Below are 15,440 nucleotides of genomic sequence, written 5' to 3' on the forward strand. Positions count from 1 at the left end.
GGCCCCGGCTGGACCTGCCCGGGACGGTGCTCGTGTCGGCCGGCCTCTTCGGCGTCGTCTACGGCTTCGCCAACGCCGAGACCGAGGGCTGGGACTCGCCGCTGAGCTGGGTGCCGCTCGCCGCGGCGGCGGTGCTCCTCACCGCGTTCGTCCTGTGGCAGCGCCGCGCGTCCCACCCGCTCCTGCCACTGGCCATCCTGAGCGACCGCAACCGCTCCGCCGCGTATCTGTCGATCCTCATCGCCGGCGCGAGCATGTTCGGCATCTTCCTGTTCGTCACGTACTTCCTGCAGGCGACGCTGAAGTTCAGCCCCATCCAGACCGGGCTGGCCTTCCTCCCGATGGTCGTCATGCTCGTCGTCGCCGCGCAGCTGTCGACGAATCTGCTCTTCCCCCGCTTCGGCGCGAAGGTGATGGTCCCGATCGGCATGATCCTCGGCGCGAGCGGGATGCTGCTGCTCACGCGCCTCACCGTCGACAGCGTCTACGTCACCGACGTGCTCCCCGGTCTGGTGCTCCTGGGCCTCGCGATGGGCTCGATCATGCCGGCATCCATGCAGACGGCGACCCTCGGCGTGGATCGCCGCTTCGCGGGGGTGGCATCCGCCATGGTCAACACCAGCCAGCAGGTCGGCGGGTCGATCGGCACGGCCCTGCTCAACACGATCGCCGCGACCGCGACCACCACCTACCTGACCGACCACCTAGCCGACGGCCCCGCGGCGCTGGGCCCCGCGGCGGTCACCGGGTACACGACGGCGTTCACGTGGGGCGCGGCGTTCTTCGCGGGCGGAGCGGTGCTCGCGGCGGTCCTCTTCCGCCGCCGTTCCCGCACCCCGCGGGCGGCTGTCGGAGCGCACGGAACCCCCGTCGAACCAGTCGCCGTGGGGTGACCGGGAAGGGGTCGGGGCGTGCGCGGCGGTGCCCCGACCCCACCCCGGAAGAGCCTCGGATCAGCCGTTTTCCACCCCCCGGAAAGCGCATTTCACCCAGGTTCCGTCCAGACTGCCGTGCCAGGCTCCCCGTTTCGTGCCCGCTTTACGCGGGTCGGACGTGCGAAACCCGCGCCGTCCCCGTGACACGAAACCGGTTCTATGCGCTCTGATTCAACGCCCTCTTCCAACCGCCGCGACCGTCGCCTGGCCTCCCGCCGAGCACGTCGCCGACCCGCCCTGACCGCCGGTGTCCTCGCCGTCGGAGTCATCGCGACCGCCGCCCTCACGGGCACTGCACCGCTGGCATCCGCCGCCTCCCCCGCCGACCTCTCGTCGGCCTCGTTCCGCCTCGCCTCGTACAGCACGCCCGCCGCGAGCGCCGTGCCCGAGACCGTCGCCGCCCGCGCGGCCGTCTCCTCCGCCGACACCACGGCGCAGGCCGCGGCATCCGTGCAGAACGACATCGCGGCATCCGGACTCGACGTCGGGCAGCCCGCCACGATCGACACCGCCGCCCTTACCGCCGCGACCCAGCGGCTCTCCGCGGCAGAGTCGCTCCCCGCGACCTTCCTGCCGGAACTCACCGACGAGGTGACCACCGCGGCGTCGAGCGTCGACCAGCGCGTCGCGCAGCTGCGCGGCAGCCTGGATGCCGCCATCGCCAAGAAGCAGGCGGAGGAAGCCGCTGAAAAGGCGCGCCAGGAGGCCGAAGCGGCCGCCAAGGCGAAGGCCGAGGCGGACGCCGCGGCCGCGGCACGCGAGACGTCGTCGTCTTCGGGCGGATCGTCGAGCGGACACTCCGCTCCGGCAGCGGCACCCGCGCCTTCGAGCGGCGGAGGCTCGGACGACAACAGCCCCGGCGGCGCACAGGCGACCGCCCGCGGCATGCTGGCCGGCTACGGCTGGGGCGACGACCAGTTCTCGTGCCTCGTCTCGCTGTGGAACCGCGAATCCGGCTGGAACGTGCACGCGTACAACTCCGGCAGCGGCGCCTACGGCATCCCGCAGGCACTCCCCGGCAGCAAGATGGGCTCGGCCGGCGCCGACTGGCAGAACAACGCCGCGACGCAGATCTCGTGGGGCCTCGGCTACATCTCGGGCCGCTACGGCAGCCCGTGCGGCGCGTGGGGTCACTCGCAGTCGACCGGGTGGTACTGACCCGCGACACCGGCGTGAAGGGCCGCACCGGCGATGCCGGTGCGGCCCTTCCGTCTTCTCGAATGTCGCCCCTCCTCCCCAACGACGAGGCTGTGGACAGGTCTGGTGGGCGTCACGACGGCATGGCTAGGGTGGCCGGATGACTCCCCCCGGAACCGGAATGCCCCTGCGGGACTACCGCATCCATCGATACGTCAACGCATTCTGCCCGCTGTGCCACGAGGAGGATCCCGAGCGCCCGCTCGAACAGGTGCAACGACTCTCGGGGTGGCTGGCCGACCGCGACGGCACCGTGTGGCTGGAGCGAGGATGCGCGACCCACGGACTCGTGCGGACGCTCTACGACGAGTCCGCGGAGATCCTCACCTACCTCGAGCAGTGGACGGCCCCGACGAAGGTGCACACGCCGGACGCCGTCGGCAACTTCGCGCCGGTGCCTTCGGCGTACGAGAACGGGCTACCGGCGATGCAGACGCAGCACACCTGCATCCTGCTGGAAGACCTGACGGACCACTGCAACCTGCGCTGCCCGACCTGCTTCGCGGAGTCCGGACCCGCGGCGTCCGCCGTGGCTCCCCTGGCGGAGGTGCTCGCGTCCGTGGACGCGCGCCTCGCGAAGGAGAACGACCGGATCGACGTCCTGATGCTCTCCGGCGGCGAACCGACGCTGTACCCGTGGCTGGAGCAGTTGCTCGAGCACCTCGTCGCCCGGCCGGTCGTGCGCATCCTCATCAACTCGAACGGGCTGCGGATCGCTCAGGACGACGCGTTCGTCGAGGTGCTGAAGAAGCACCGGCAGCGCGTCGAGATCTACCTGCAGTACGACGGCGAGTCGGCCGAGTCGTCGAGCTTCCACCGCGGTGCCGACATCCGCCGCTTCAAGGAGCGCGCGCTCGAGCGGCTGTCCGCCGCCGGGGTCTTCACAACGCTCACGATGACCGCGACGCTCGGCGTCAACGACGACGAGATCGGGGCTGTCATCCGTCGGGCGCAGAGTACGCCGTACGTCGGCGGTGTCACGATCCAGCCGGTCTTCGGCTCCGGACGAGGGTCAGGCATCGACCCGAACGACCGCCTGACGCACACGGGAGTCCTCGCGCGCCTCGGACCGCAGACCGACGGCGACATCACGTGGCGCGACCTGACGGCGCTGCCCTGCAGTCACCCGCACTGCTGCTCTGTCGGGTATTTCCTGAGGGACGACTCCGGCGACTGGAAGTCGCTCGTGGGACTCATCGGCCACGAGCGGCTCAAGGAGTTCCTCGACCTCTCGCCGGACCTGGTGGCGAACCGCATCGCCGACTCGAACGTGAACAAGGCGATCCGCGAGATCGTGAAGACGTCGTTGCTCGACCTGCTCAGCGAGCAGTCCTCGCTGTCGCACCCGTCCATGGCATCCATCTGGGGCGACATCTGTCGCAACTGCGACCTGGGCATCGGGACGCTCGCGACCCTCGCGGCGTCGAAACTCCCCGGCCAGCACGCGCGGCTGCGCGCGATGCTCGGGGAACGGGTGCTCCGCATCACCGTCAAGCCCTTCATGGACATGAACACGATGATCGAGGAGCGCCTGACCCAGTGCTGCGTGCACGTCGCCACGGTCAACGCCACGACCGATGCGCACCAGTGCGCTCCGTTCTGCGCCGTGCAGGCGTGGGCACCGCTCTCGCGCACCCGCCTGTCGACGGCGACGGGTCGTCGACCGATCCCGGTGACGGTGCGATGAGCGCGTCCGAGTTCCTGCATCTGAATCAGCGCGACCCGTCGGTGCCGGCCCCGCCCGGCGGGTTCGACCCGCTGCGGCTGTGCGTCTTCACGACGATCGCGGTGATCAGTACGCTCCTCGGCCCGGTCGCGGTGGCGGTGTTCGCGGGAGTGGCGATCGCCGGGTACCGCGCAGCCCGGCACGGAGGCCTGCTCCGCTCGCGCTGCAAGCTCGGCGACACCCGCGTGGTGCTGGCGTACCTGTGGGTCGTGGAGGTGCTCGCGGTGGTCGGCATCCCGTTCTGGGTGCTCCTGTGGATACGGGTCTGGAGCTAGCCATGTTTCCCCGGCTCACCGATCTCGCTCCGTGGCTGCCGCCGTGGGACACCCACTCGACGCTGGTCACGATCGCCCTCGCGGCCGCGGGCATCGTGTTCCTCGTCGAGAAACGTCGGCGCCGAGTCGACGACCCTCGGATCGTGTACCTCGTGCTCGGCGCCCTCGTCGGCGCGGCGGTCTTCTCCCGACTCGGCACGTGGGCCCAACACCTCGATCCTTCGCAGAACCTGAGCCTGCTCGACCAGCTCGCGCGGGGGAACGCCTCGATGCTGTCGGCGCTGGTGGGTGCGTGGGCGGGGGTGCACGTCGCGAAACGCATCGTGCGCTATCCGCACCGCAGCGGAGATCTGTTCGCGCCCGCCGTCGCGCTCGCGCTCGCCATCGGCCGCATCGGCTGTCTGCTGACGGAGAAGCCCGGGACACCGACCGGGGGCGACTGGGGCATCGTGCTCGACCCGGCCGCCGCGGCTCGGGTGGGCGCACCCGCGGGCGTGCCGTTGCACCCGAGCTTCGTGTACGAGATCGCGTTCCACGTCGTCGCGTTCTGCGCGCTGTGGTTCTGGCTGCGGCACCGGCCGATCGCCGCGGGCGAGACGCTCACCCTCTTCATCGCCGCCTACGCGGTCTTCCGCTTCGGCGTCGAGTTCGTCCGGGGGAACGACATCGCCTGGGCGGGGCTGACCCGCCCGCAACTCTTCCTCGCCGTGTCGATCCCGCTCCTGCTCGCGCGTCTCGCGTGGATGGCGCGGCGCGGCGACTTCACTTCCGGTTCCCCCCGACCCGAAAGGCTTACGGATGCCACACCAGCCTGACGCGCCCGATGAACACGATGACGTTCCGCCAAAGGGAGCGGAGGTACCCGACCGCGACGCGCCGGCGGGCGGAACGGTTGCGCCGGACGAGGACGTCCCGCCGGGCCGCGACGCGCCGGCGGACACGCCGGCCGATACGCCCGCGACGACCGACGGCACGGTTGCGCCGGGCGACGGCGTACCGCCCGACGCGCCCGCCACGCCATTCGCCCCCGCGCAGTCGGGCTGGCCTCCACCGGCGGGCGGGCCCGCGGGTCCCGGCGGCTCCGCCGCGGCGGAAGACTACGTCGTTCCCGCTCCGCCTCGGGATACAGCTCCCCCGGATCAGCCCGGGGCCGGCATCCGCCCCGCGCCGCAGGCGGGAGGCCGCGGTCCCGGAGTGGGGGCCGGCGTCGGTCTCGGCTGCGCCGCGCACGTCATCGCGTTCCCCTTGATGGTGCTCTCGCTGATGAGCGCCGCAGGTATCTGGGGCGCGCTCTGGCCCTTCTACGTCATCGGCGTGGCCGCGATCGTCGGCATGTTCTTCGAGTCCAGCCGCAAGGTGTCGACGGGGGTCCTCATCGTCAGCGCCGCGGCGTGGATCGTCCTCCTCGGCCCGTGCATCGCTGTCGTGGGCGGCTGACGGTCGGCGCCGGCAGGCGACACGAGTCGGCGCCGGCCGGCGACGCGGGTCGAGGCGTAGAGGCGAGGCGAGTCGGCACCGGCAAGCGACACGGGTCGGCGACGGCGGCCCCGAAGCGCAGGACTACGTGAGCGAGAGGGCGACCGTCACCGACCGCTGCGTCGGGCGAGGATCCCCGCGAAGAGCGCGTGTGCAGCCGGACCGATCGACAGCACCATCAGGACCGTGCCGAGAACGGCCTGCTCCGCCTGCAGCAGGATGCCGCCGATGAGGAGCCCCGTGAACAGCACGGCCGACACGACCCGACGGATCATGCGCTCGAGGTCGCGCAGGCGTCGCTCGACGCGGGGCACCTGAGCCGACACACCGCCCTCTTCCACGCGCGAGATCATGGCATCCAGTCGCCGCGGAAGGCGGGCCGTCAAGGCCGCGACCGAGGCCGCCTCGCGGGCGAGGGCCTGGACGGTGTTCCCGCTCTCCTCGCGGATGAGGCGCTGGGCGTAGGGCTCGACGGCATCCCAGATGTTGAACGCCGGGTCCAGGGCACTGCACATGCCGCTGGTCAGCGACATCGCGCGCACGATCAGGAGGAAGTTCTCGGGTAGTTGGAACGGCAGCGCCCGCACGACGTCGCCGAACTCGACCGCGAAGGCGCGGAACTCCCGCGGATCGACCTCCTGCAGCTCGGCGAACCCCATCCCACCGAAACGGGAGAAGAGCTGCGTCATCGCGCGTTCGAGCTGCACGGTGTCCGCGGACGGGAGCAGCACACCGACGTCGCGGATGCCGTCGACGAGTCCCTTGCCGTCGCGCGACGCCGCGGCGATGAGCACCCGCCGCAGACCTCGCCGCAGGTTCGGGGGGACCTCCCCCATCATCCCGAAGTCGATGAACGTGAACCGCCACGCCGGGGAGGTGGCATCCACGGGTCCGGGAAGCGGTGTCACGAAGACGTTGCCCGGATGCGGGTCGGCGTGGAAGAACCCGTCGTCGAAGAGCTGGTCGAACATCACCGCGGCGAAGCGCGCCGCGACCTCGGACGGGTCGATGCCCGCCGCCCGGAGAGCGTCGACGTCGTTGATCTTGATCGCCGTGACATCCTGCAGGGTCAGGACGCGCCGGGTCGTGCGCTCCCAGACGACCTCGGGGACGGCCACTCCCCCGTCGCCGCCGAACTCCTCGGCGAAGCGCTCGGAGTTCGCGGCCTCGTGCAGGTAGTCGATCTCCTCGAGGCTCGTCGCGGCGAACTCCTCGACGAGCGCCGGCATGTCGACCCGGTCGCGCACGAGGGCGACCCGGCTGAGCCACACGCCGACCTTGCGCAGAGCGCGCAGGTCGACGTCGACGATCCGGTCGATGCCGGGGCGCTGGATCTTCACCACGACCTCGCGGAGACCGGTGTCGGCGGCGAGGTCGTCGGTCAGCACCGCACGGTGAGCCTGCCCGAGCGAGGCGGCCGCGAGCGGACGCTCATCGACCGAGGCGAAGGCGCGCTCGAGTGGCATCCCGAGCTCCTCCTCGGCGCGGGCGCGCATCTGCGCGAACGGGACCGAGGGCACCTCGTCCTGGAGTCCCTCGAGCTCCTTCGTGATGACCGGCGGCAGAACGTCGAGGCGCGACGACATGAACTGGCCGACCTTGATCATCAGGCCGCCCAGGTCGATCGCGAGGGCGTGGAACCGGCGGGCGATGAGCTGGAGCCGCCGGGTCCGACCGCGAGCGGAGATGCGCTCGAGGCCGAGCCGCGGCAGGAACAGCTCGTACCACCACGCCTGGACGAGGTAACGCGCGGCGAACCGCGTGATGCGCCGATAGCGGGCGCGCAGGAGGGCGTCGTCGGTCATCGGATCTCCGGGATGCCGATGACCCGGCGATTGCCGTCGGGCTCGGGCACCCTCAGCTCTGGGCGAGGATGGAGTAGAGCTTACGACGCGCGTCGTCGAGGATCTCGACGGCCTGAGCGATCTGCTCCTTGCTGCCCGAACGCGCGACCTGTGCCGTCGCCTGCGCGAGCTCGACGCCCGCCTTCGGCAGCGCGGTCATGCGTCCGCTGTCGCGTGCGGTCGCCGACTCCCAGGGCGCGGTGCGCTCGGTCGTCTCTTCACCGGCGGCGGCGCGCCCCTCCTCGGTGAGCGAGTACGTCTTGCGCCCGCCCGATTCCTCGGCGCGCACGAGACCCTCGTCCGTCAGCAGCTGCAGCGTCGGGTACACCGAACCGGGGCTCGGCTTCCACGAGCCGCCGCTGCGCTCCTCGATCTCACGGATGATCTGGTAGCCGTGCATCGGCTCTTCGAGCAGCAGCGAGAGGACGGCGGAGCGCACGTCGCCCTTGTTCATCCGCGAGCCGCTCGACGCCTTCTGCTCGAACTGCGCGCGCAGCTGCTCGACCGCGTCGAGGATGTTCGACATCGGCCAGCCCTGACCGGCGGCACCGCCGCGGGCGCCGAAGGCGTCTCCCAGGAACGAACCACTCATGATGACCTCCCGAAAAGCGAACCCCGGATGGGTCCAGCGATATACAACGATATATCGCTGAGGAGGTGTTCGGGCTGGGAATTCGCGCTCAGTACCAGTTGGTCGCCTGGGAGTGACCCCATGCCGCGCACGGGGTTCCGTAGCCGCGGGAGATGTAGTCCAAGCCCCACTTGATCTGGGTGGCCGCGTTGGTCTGCCAGTCGTCGCCGAACGTCGCCATCTTGCTCCCGGGGAGCGACTGAGGGATGCCGGTAGCACCGCTCGGGTTGTAGGCCTGGTAGTTCCAGCCGGACTCCTTGGTCCACAGCGACACGAGGCACGAGAACTGGTCGGAACCCCAGCCGTACTGCTGGGCGGCGTAGGTCGCGGCGAAGTCCTTCGCGCCGTCGGGGGTGTTGACGCGGGCGAGAGCCTCGGCCGCCTCCTTCTGCCGCTGCGCCTCGGCCGCAGCCGCTGCGTCTGCCTGACGCTTCGCTTCCGCCGCAGCATCGGCCGCAGCCTTCGCGGCCACCGCGTCGTTGAGACTGCCGCGGAGCTCCGCGACGCGGTCGGCGACCCGCTCGGTCTCGGTCGCCGCGTTCTGGCTGAGCGCCGGAACCAGGACCACGGGGAGCAGATCGGATGCCGACAAGCGGTCGGCCGCGGTCTGCAGCGCCGCGGTGTCGACCGAGGTGTCCCCCACCGACAGCGGGAGTCCGGTCTTCGCGATGTCGGACTCGACCGTCGCGGCATCCGTCAGGGTCGCCTGCGCCCGGGAGAGCGCGCTGCCGGCGTCACCGACCACACCCTCCAGCGTGACCGGACTGCCACTCGCGGAGACGGCACGGAACACCGGGGCGGAGAACGAGGATGCCGCAGCCTCGGGCAGCGAGACCGGGGCGGCCGCGGCGACGCCGGCCGTGGCCACGATGCCCAGCGCGACGCCGGCGCACGTGGCGGCGGTGACGAGCGATCGGCGGGCGTAGTGGACGTGGCGGAGCTTCTTCTGGAGCTTCAAATCGGAACGCAGCAAAACGAGTGAATCTTTCGTCATCGGCGCGTCTCGTCGGGTACGAGCGCGGGAACCATGCCGTCGGGTCGACACGAGTCCCCGAGTGTGGGTGGCCGTTCTGAGCGTTATCTGTTCGTTACCTGGGAGGCGCGTGGATGCGGGCGTCGCCGGCGCGTCGGCCGCACGGACCCGACATCGCCGGAAGCGTCATGCAACGCAGCGCCGACGCCTCGTCCCCAGATATCGCTTTTGGTCAGGCATTTACATCGTGCATCCGCGGCGAATCCCCCCCCCCCCCCCCTCGGGCGCCGGGCGCACGAGACGCCGTCCCCCACCGGAACGACGAACGGGCCGATCCGGCGAGAAAAATCTCGCGAATCGACCCGTTGGTCGCGTTCCACGGCCGCCGCGCCCTCGCGAGGAGCGGCCGGCGTCGTCAGGACCGGTGTGCGCGGTAGTAGTTCAGGAGCGCCGCGGTGGAGGCATCCTGAGACGCGAGAGCGTCGTCGTCGCCCTCGATCGCGGGAGCGATCTGCAGCGCGAGCTGCTTGCCGAGCTCGACGCCCCACTGGTCGAAGGAGTTGATGCCCCAGACGGTGCCCTGCGTGAACGTGATGTGCTCGTACAGCGCGATGAGCTGACCGAGCACCGCGGGCGTGAGGGCGGGGGCGAAGATCGACGTCGTCGGCCGGTTGCCGGGGAAGGTGCGGGCGGCCACCAGAGCGCCCGTGGTGCCCTCGGCCTCGACCTCTTCCGCCGTCTTTCCGAAGGCGAGGGCCTTGGTCTGGGCGAGGAAGTTCGCGAGGAACAGGCCGTGCACGTCGCGGCCACCGTCGGCGAGCGGGTACGCGGGGTTCACGAACGCGATGAAGTCGGCGGGGATGAGCCGCGTGCCCTGGTGGATGAGCTGGTAGAAGGCGTGCTGGCCGTTGGTTCCCGGCTCGCCCCAGAAGATCTCGCCCGTGTCGGTCGTGACCGGCGAGCCGTCCCAGCGCACCGACTTGCCGTTGGACTCCATCGTGAGCTGCTGCAGGTACGCGGCGAAACGGCTGAGCTGCTGCGCGTAGGGCAGCACCGCGTGCGACTGCGCGCCGAGGAAGTTGGTGTACCAGACGTTGAGCAGGCCCATGAGGACCGGGACGTTCTGCTCGACCGGCGTGGTGGCGACGTGGACGTCGACGGTGTGGAAGCCGCTCAGGAGCTCACGGAACGCGGCCGGACCGAAGGCGATCATGAGCGAGAGCCCGATCGCGGAGTCGACGGAGTAGCGACCGCCGACCCAGTCCCAGAAGCCGAAGGCGTTGGCGGGGTCGATGCCGAAGGCCTCGACCTTGTCGAGCGCGGTGGAGACCGCGACGAAGTGGTGGGCGACGGCGTCGACCCGCGCCGCGTCGGTGTCGTCGATCGCGCCGGCCCCGGCGAGACCGGCCCACAGCCAGTCGCGCGCGAGGCGGGCGTTGGTGAGGGTCTCGAGCGTCGTGAACGTCTTCGACGCGACGATGAAGAGCGTGGTCTCGGGGTCGAGGTCGGCGGTCTTCTCGGCGATGTCGGTCGGGTCGATGTTGCTGACGAACCGCGCCTGGATGCCGGCATCCGCCAGAGGCCGGAGAGCCTCGTAGACCATCACCGGGCCGAGGTCGGACCCGCCGATGCCGATGTTGACGACGTGCGTGACCTTCTTGCCGGTCACACCCTGCCACTCGCCGCTGCGCACGCGGTCGGCGAACGCCGACATCGCGGAGAGGACGGCCTGGACGTCGTGGTCGACGTCCTGCCCGTCGACGTGCAGCGCGGGCGTCGCGTCGGAGGGACGACGCAGCGCGGTGTGCAGGACCGCGCGGTCTTCGGACGTGTTGAGGTGGGCGCCGCTCAGCATCTCGGCGAACCGCTCACGGACGCCGGTCTCGTCGGCGAGTGCCACGAGGGCCTCGAGGATCTCGGGCGTGACGAGGTTCTTGGAGAGGTCGACGTGCAGATCGCCCACGGTGCGGGTGAGGGAGTCGACGCGACCCGGGTCAGCGGCGAACCATCCGCGCAGATCGGGGTCGAAGCTCTCGCTCAGGGCCGTGAGGCGGGCCCAGGCGGACGTGGTGGTGGGATCAACGGGAGCAGTCACGAACACCACGCTAGCGACCCCCGGGGGCACCGGTGCGCGGGGTGACGAACGGAAAGGAAAACGCTAGGGAATGGATGCCTGGGGAGGAGGGGCGCTCACCGCGGGAAGGGGGATCTCGCGCGTGCGATCCCAGGGCTCCGTCCATCCCAGTCGGTCGAACATTCCGTTCAGGAGCATCGCGGTGAAGCCCCACACGACGTGGGCGCCGGCCGCGTGCGGCACCACGAACGCGGGACCGCGCCACTCGCGGCCGTCCCGCCGAATCACGGTGACTCCGCGACGCTCCGGATCGAGGAGGTCGGCGACCGGCGCGCGGAACACCGCGGCCGATTCCGCGGCATCCACCGCCCGCACCGGGGTCGGCCGCTCCCACCACGCCACGACCGGGGTGACGAGATGGCGGGAGTAGACGAGCGGCACGGGCGGGAGCGTTCCGATGACACCGACGCCCGCCGGATCCAGGCCCGTCTCCTCGCGCGCTTCGCGGAGCGCCGCCGCGACCGGCCCGTCGTCGCCGGGGTCGACCCGACCGCCGGGGAAGGCCACTTGTCCGGGGTGGGCGCGGAGCGTGTCGGCGCGGGCGAGGAGCAGCACGTCGAGGTCAGACGGGACCGCGCGCGTGACGTGCGCGCTGGGCACGGCATCCAGGGTTCCGAAGAGGATGAGCACCGCGGCGTCGCGTGCGTCGCCGTCGACGGGGAGCGCCCGCAGCTCCGCGAACATGTCGTCCGTGGCGCCGTCGACGAGGGACTGCAGGTCGTCGCGGGGGGAACGCATGGGGTCGAGGGTAGTCCCGGGGCGCGTTCCCCGCCCGGGTGGGGGTCGCGCGTGTGAGGATGATCGCGGGAGGTGCCCGATGACCGAAGAGCTCCACACGGTGACCCTCGTCGTCGACATGCCCATCACCAAGATCGACGCGCTCGACGTCATCGCCTTCGCGGCCGACGGCGGGGTCGATGACGCCCGCACCTCGCACCCGCGGGTGTGGCTCGCGCCGCACGCGTGGGCGGAGGTGGAGATCCCGAAGTTCGCGGACCCGCCGCCGTTCGCGATCGACGTGTCGTCGGACGTCTCGCGAGAGGTCGCCTGGGCGCAGGCGCGCCGGCTCCACGCCGCGCTCGAGCGCCTCGGCTGGACCGTCGAACCGCCGCGTCGGGCTGCGCGGTGACGGGCCGACCATGAGTATCGGCGACGCCCGACGGCCGCGTCTGCTGTACGTCGAGGACGACGGCGAGATCTCCGCCATGACGATCGAGGTGCTGGGCGAGGTGTACGACGTCGCGCACGAGAGCGACGGGCTCGCCGCGCGCGATCGCGCCCTGCGCGAGAGGTTCGACCTCATCGTGCTGGACCGGCGCCTGCCGGGGCTCGACGGCGAGCACGTCGTCGCGGCGCTGCGCACGGCGCGCATCACGACGCCCGTGCTCATGCTCACGGCGCTCGGGTCGATCGCCGACCGCGTCGACGGTCTGGATGCCGGCGCCAACGACTACCTCGTGAAGCCGTTCGACTACGACGAGCTCCTCGCGCGCCTGCGCGCGCTGCATCGCGGGTTCCGCGCCGAGGGGCGCCGCCGCGCGGTGGCGGAGTGGACGTACGTCCCCGATGCGGCGGCGGCGTACTCCCCCGGCGGTGCGCGCGTGAGTCTGACGACCACCGAGAACGCCCTGCTCGACCTCCTGACGTCCAGCCCCGACCACGTCTTCTCGCGCGAGCAGATCGCGCGCGACGTGTTCGCTTCCGCGGACGCCGTGACCACGGTCGACACGTACGTCCACTACCTCCGCCGCAAGTGCTCCCCCGACATCGTCGAGACGGTCCGCGGCCGCGGCTACCGCGCGGGCGGCGCCCGATGACCGCGGCGGACGACCGCCGGGTCGTGCGGCGGGCGGCGGCGCGGGTCGGTCTGCTCGTCGGCGGTGGATCGGCCATCGCGCTCACGGCGGGTGTGGGCATCCTCGTCGCCGTCCTGCTGTCGAATGCGCGCCGCGAGGCCGCCCACCACGGGGGCCCGGGAGGGCTGCCGGGCGACCGGGTCGTGGTCGATTTCGACGACGTGCTGCCGTGGGTGCTCGGCCTGGGGCTGCTGGGCGTCGCCGTCATGGGGCTCGTCGGGTGGGCGGCATCCCGCTGGTCGGTCCGTCCGCTCGACGACGCGCTCCGCCGTCAGCGCGCCTTCGTCTCGGATGCCAGTCACGAACTCCGCACTCCCCTCACGGCCCTCAGCAGCCGCGTGCAGATCGCCCAGCGGCGCCTCGCGCGCGGCGAACCGCTCGACGACACGCTCGACCGGCTGCGCGGGGACGCCGACCTGATGGACGACATCCTCACCGACATGTTGCTGTCGGCGGAGGGCGCCGCATCGGCCGACGGCACCGCAGTGGTCGCCGAGGGCCTCGAAGCCGCGGCGACGGTCGTCGGGCCGCTCGCCGCCGAGGCCGGGGTCGCGATCGTCGTCGACGGCGGACCGGCCGGGCTCCGCGCTGGGCTGCCGCCGGTGACGCTCACCCGCGTCTGCACCGCGCTGATCGACAACGCCGTGAGTCATGCGCCGAGCGGCAGCACCGTCCGGATGACGGCACGCGTCGAGGGCGGCACGGTCGAGATCCGGGTCGCGGATGCGGGCGGAGGCATCCGTCCCGAGGATCGCGAGCGAATTTTCGAGCGCTTCGCCCGCGGCGCCGAGTCGGGCCGGCGGCGGGGATTCGGCCTCGGGCTCGCGCTCGTCCGCGAGGCCGCGACCCGGCACGGCGGCACGATCGCGGTGGAGAGCACCTCACCGGGCGGGACGGTGTTCCTCCTGCGGCTCCCCCGCGCGCGCTGAGGCGGCGACGGGGTCGCGGAAGCGGTCGACCTCGACGCCGCTCGCCCATCGCCGGACGCGTCCGTCGCTCCAGACGATCCCGGATGCCACGGGTGCGGCGCGCACCGCGTCGAGGTCGTCGATCCCGGTGACCGCGGCCACCGTGGCCCAGACGTCCGCGACCGTGAGCGTGTCGGCGACGACCGTCGCGGACACGAGGCCCCCGACCGGACGTTCGGACCGCGGGTCGATGAGGTGCGCCCCGCGCTCGGCGGTGCCCGACGTCGCAACGGCCCCCTCGGGCAGCGAGATCGTCGCCAGCACGGCGGAGGCATCCTCGGGGTCGGCCACGCCGACGTTCCACACGTGGTCGCTTCCCGGCGCGCGGAGCAGGCGCATGTCGCCGCCCGCGTTGACCGCGGCCGCCTCCACGCCCGGCACGGTCAGCACCTCGGCGAGCGCCGCGGACGCGGCATCCACCGACCACCCCTTCACGACCCCGGTCGGGTCGAACCACCCGCGCCACCAGGCGTCGAAGACGCCGCCGGTGTCGTCGCGGAGCCGTCGGCACAGCGCCTCCACCTCGCGCACGCGCGGGTCCACGTCGTCGAGCCCGCGGAGGCCGTCGCGCAGCAGGCTCACGTCGGAGTCGGGCCGGTAGGTCGAGAAGACGCGTTCATCGTCCCGCATCCGCGCGACGACCGCGGCCATCGCGGCATCCACCTGTTCCCGGACGGCCGCGTCGTCCGTGGCGCGTCCGCGCACCTGCACGGTCACGACGGTTCCCATCACGGGTTCGACGACCGTGACGGCGGGGAGGCGGGTCACGCGCGCGCCTCGTTCAACGCCGACTGCAGAGAAGAGAGGTACCCGTCGGAGGTGTAGGTGGCACCCGACACCATGTCGATGTCGGCCGACTGCGCGGCGAGCGTCTCCTTCACCAGGACCGGCAGCGCGCGGGAGTTGATCTGCTGGTCGCGACCGTTCTCGTCCGGGTACACCGGCACCTGCACGTCGGTGACGACACCACCGGAGACCGTGATCTGCACCTGGACCGGACCGAAGCGCGTGTTCGCGGCGGAGCCGGTGTAGGTGCCATCCGCGAGACCCGACGACGCGGGCGCGGCCTGGGTGGGAGCCGCCGCCGCGGACGAGGACGCCGACGGCGAGGCCGAGGCGGACGCCGACGACGACCCGGACGGCGATGCCGACGGCGTCGCGCGCTGCGCCGACGCGGGCGCCGGCGTCGTGGCCGGGAGGGCCGCCGCACTCTCGGTGCCCCCGCCGAGCGAGGTCCGATAGCTGAACAGCAGCACGAGGCCCGTGACGGTCGCCATCAGGGCGTAGAAGATCTTCTTCATCTCTGTCTCCCCCTCGGGTCTCAGACGGTGAACGATTCGGCGTGGATGCGGGTCGATGGAACGCCCGCGCGACGGAGGTCGGTGCGCACGGCATCCATCCACGGACCCGGTCCGCACAGGTAGA

The 15,440-nt window shown here is 71.7% G+C and carries 16 protein-coding genes; 9 read left to right on the plus strand and 7 right to left on the minus strand.

Translation table 11 applies throughout. From position 1 onward, the window contains the following. The 6 genes from I5G_RS21040 to I5G_RS25200 form a co-directional block, all read left to right on the plus strand. Positions 1–893 (plus strand): MFS transporter (locus I5G_RS21040; RefSeq protein ID WP_036326718.1); only part of this gene is annotated, 893 nt, incomplete at its 5' end. A 201-nt stretch (positions 894–1,094) separates the two neighbouring features. Further along, a complete protein-coding gene (locus tag I5G_RS06390; RefSeq protein ID WP_022878319.1) occupies positions 1,095–2,093 on the plus strand; it encodes a hypothetical protein in 999 nt (332 codons plus the stop codon). A gap of 139 nt (positions 2,094–2,232) precedes the next feature. Beyond that, positions 2,233–3,819: a radical SAM protein gene (locus I5G_RS06395; protein ID WP_026095699.1), complete on the plus strand. Its 1,587-nt coding sequence runs from the start codon at positions 2,233–2,235 to the stop codon at positions 3,817–3,819. Next, a complete protein-coding gene (locus I5G_RS21045) occupies positions 3,816–4,133 on the plus strand; it encodes a hypothetical protein (protein ID WP_022878321.1) in 318 nt (105 codons plus the stop codon). Before I5G_RS06395 ends, I5G_RS21045 begins: the two co-directional genes overlap by 4 nt. A 2-nt stretch (positions 4,134–4,135) precedes the next feature. Continuing rightward, a complete protein-coding gene (locus I5G_RS21050) occupies positions 4,136–4,948 on the plus strand; it encodes a prolipoprotein diacylglyceryl transferase (RefSeq protein ID WP_022878322.1) in 813 nt (270 codons plus the stop codon). Next, positions 4,932–5,570 carry a hypothetical protein gene (locus I5G_RS25200; RefSeq protein ID WP_148286423.1) on the plus strand — a complete coding sequence of 213 codons (639 nt, stop codon included), beginning with the start codon at positions 4,932–4,934 and terminating at the stop codon, positions 5,568–5,570. Before I5G_RS21050 ends, I5G_RS25200 begins: the two co-directional genes overlap by 17 nt. 146 nt (positions 5,571–5,716) lie before the next feature. Here I5G_RS25200 and I5G_RS06415 read toward each other — a convergent pair whose 3' ends face one another. The 5 genes from I5G_RS06415 to I5G_RS06435 all read right to left on the minus strand — a co-directional run bounded on the left by I5G_RS06415 (position 5,717) and on the right by I5G_RS06435 (position 11,875). Next, on the minus strand, positions 5,717–7,414 hold the full coding sequence (locus tag I5G_RS06415; RefSeq protein WP_022878324.1) for an AarF/ABC1/UbiB kinase family protein: 1,698 nt from the start codon (positions 7,412–7,414) through the stop codon (positions 5,717–5,719). 52 nt (positions 7,415–7,466) lie between these two features. Next, positions 7,467–8,045 (minus strand): PadR family transcriptional regulator, encoded by a 579-nt coding sequence (locus I5G_RS06420; protein WP_022878325.1) that lies wholly within the window; start codon positions 8,043–8,045, stop codon positions 7,467–7,469. 88 nt (positions 8,046–8,133) lie between these two features. Next, positions 8,134–9,078 (minus strand): phospholipase, encoded by a 945-nt coding sequence (locus I5G_RS06425; protein ID WP_239642506.1) that lies wholly within the window; start codon positions 9,076–9,078, stop codon positions 8,134–8,136. 394 nt (positions 9,079–9,472) lie between these two features. Further along, complete coding sequence (gene pgi, locus I5G_RS06430) at positions 9,473–11,152, minus strand: glucose-6-phosphate isomerase (protein ID WP_026095702.1); 1,680 nt, start codon at positions 11,150–11,152, stop codon at positions 9,473–9,475. 63 nt (positions 11,153–11,215) lie between these two features. After that, complete coding sequence (locus I5G_RS06435; RefSeq protein WP_239642508.1) at positions 11,216–11,875, minus strand: CoA pyrophosphatase; 660 nt, start codon at positions 11,873–11,875, stop codon at positions 11,216–11,218. Between the two features lie 133 nt (positions 11,876–12,008). On the opposite strand from I5G_RS06435, the gene I5G_RS06440 reads away from it, so the two are divergent. The 3 genes from I5G_RS06440 to I5G_RS06450 are packed head-to-tail and all read left to right on the plus strand — an operon-like array spanning position 12,009 to position 13,976. Beyond that, positions 12,009–12,320: a hypothetical protein gene (locus tag I5G_RS06440; RefSeq protein ID WP_022878329.1), complete on the plus strand. Its 312-nt coding sequence runs from the start codon at positions 12,009–12,011 to the stop codon at positions 12,318–12,320. A gap of 10 nt (positions 12,321–12,330) precedes the next feature. Then, the gene (locus I5G_RS06445; protein WP_022878330.1) at positions 12,331–13,008 is read left to right on the plus strand and encodes a response regulator transcription factor; all 678 of its coding nucleotides are present in this window, start codon (positions 12,331–12,333) and stop codon (positions 13,006–13,008) included. Next, on the plus strand, positions 13,005–13,976 hold the full coding sequence (locus I5G_RS06450) for a sensor histidine kinase KdpD (RefSeq protein WP_022878331.1): 972 nt from the start codon (positions 13,005–13,007) through the stop codon (positions 13,974–13,976). Before I5G_RS06445 ends, I5G_RS06450 begins: the two co-directional genes overlap by 4 nt. Here I5G_RS06450 and I5G_RS21055 read toward each other — a convergent pair. Both I5G_RS21055 and I5G_RS06460 read right to left on the minus strand, forming a co-directional pair. Next, positions 13,929–14,783 carry an FAD:protein FMN transferase gene (locus I5G_RS21055; RefSeq protein WP_239642507.1) on the minus strand — a complete coding sequence of 285 codons (855 nt, stop codon included), beginning with the start codon at positions 14,781–14,783 and terminating at the stop codon, positions 13,929–13,931. The genes I5G_RS06450 and I5G_RS21055 overlap by 48 nt on opposite strands. Then, positions 14,780–15,316, minus strand: coding sequence for an FMN-binding protein (locus tag I5G_RS06460; protein WP_022878332.1), 537 nt, complete (start codon positions 15,314–15,316; stop codon positions 14,780–14,782). Before I5G_RS06460 ends, I5G_RS21055 begins: the two co-directional genes overlap by 4 nt. Positions 15,317–15,440: the final 124 nt, after the last annotated feature.

The sequence above is a fragment of the Microbacterium sp. B19 genome, from assembly GCF_000333395.1.
In the GTDB taxonomy this organism is placed as follows: Bacteria; Actinomycetota; Actinomycetes; order Actinomycetales; family Microbacteriaceae; genus Microbacterium.

Bases quoted from the DNA above. Each gene is read 5' to 3' on its own strand.
- I5G_RS06390 (WP_022878319.1), top strand. From the start codon at position 1,095: ATGCGCTCTGATTCAACGCCCTCTTCCAACCGCCGCGACCGTCGCCTG.
- I5G_RS06395 (WP_026095699.1), top strand. From the start codon at position 2,233: ATGACTCCCCCCGGAACCGGAATGCCCCTGCGGGACTACCGCATCCAT.
- I5G_RS21045 (WP_022878321.1), top strand. From the start codon at position 3,816: ATGAGCGCGTCCGAGTTCCTGCATCTGAATCAGCGCGACCCGTCGGTG.
- I5G_RS21050 (WP_022878322.1), top strand. From the start codon at position 4,136: ATGTTTCCCCGGCTCACCGATCTCGCTCCGTGGCTGCCGCCGTGGGAC.
- I5G_RS25200 (WP_148286423.1), top strand. From the start codon at position 4,932: ATGCCACACCAGCCTGACGCGCCCGATGAACACGATGACGTTCCGCCA.
- I5G_RS06415 (WP_022878324.1), bottom strand. From the start codon at position 7,414: ATGACCGACGACGCCCTCCTGCGCGCCCGCTATCGGCGCATCACGCGG.
- I5G_RS06420 (WP_022878325.1), bottom strand. From the start codon at position 8,045: ATGAGTGGTTCGTTCCTGGGAGACGCCTTCGGCGCCCGCGGCGGTGCC.
- I5G_RS06425 (WP_239642506.1), bottom strand. From the start codon at position 9,078: ATGACGAAAGATTCACTCGTTTTGCTGCGTTCCGATTTGAAGCTCCAG.
- I5G_RS06435 (WP_239642508.1), bottom strand. From the start codon at position 11,875: ATGTTCGCGGAGCTGCGGGCGCTCCCCGTCGACGGCGACGCACGCGAC.
- I5G_RS06440 (WP_022878329.1), top strand. From the start codon at position 12,009: ATGACCGAAGAGCTCCACACGGTGACCCTCGTCGTCGACATGCCCATC.
- I5G_RS06445 (WP_022878330.1), top strand. From the start codon at position 12,331: ATGAGTATCGGCGACGCCCGACGGCCGCGTCTGCTGTACGTCGAGGAC.
- I5G_RS06450 (WP_022878331.1), top strand. From the start codon at position 13,005: ATGACCGCGGCGGACGACCGCCGGGTCGTGCGGCGGGCGGCGGCGCGG.
- I5G_RS06460 (WP_022878332.1), bottom strand. From the start codon at position 15,316: ATGAAGAAGATCTTCTACGCCCTGATGGCGACCGTCACGGGCCTCGTG.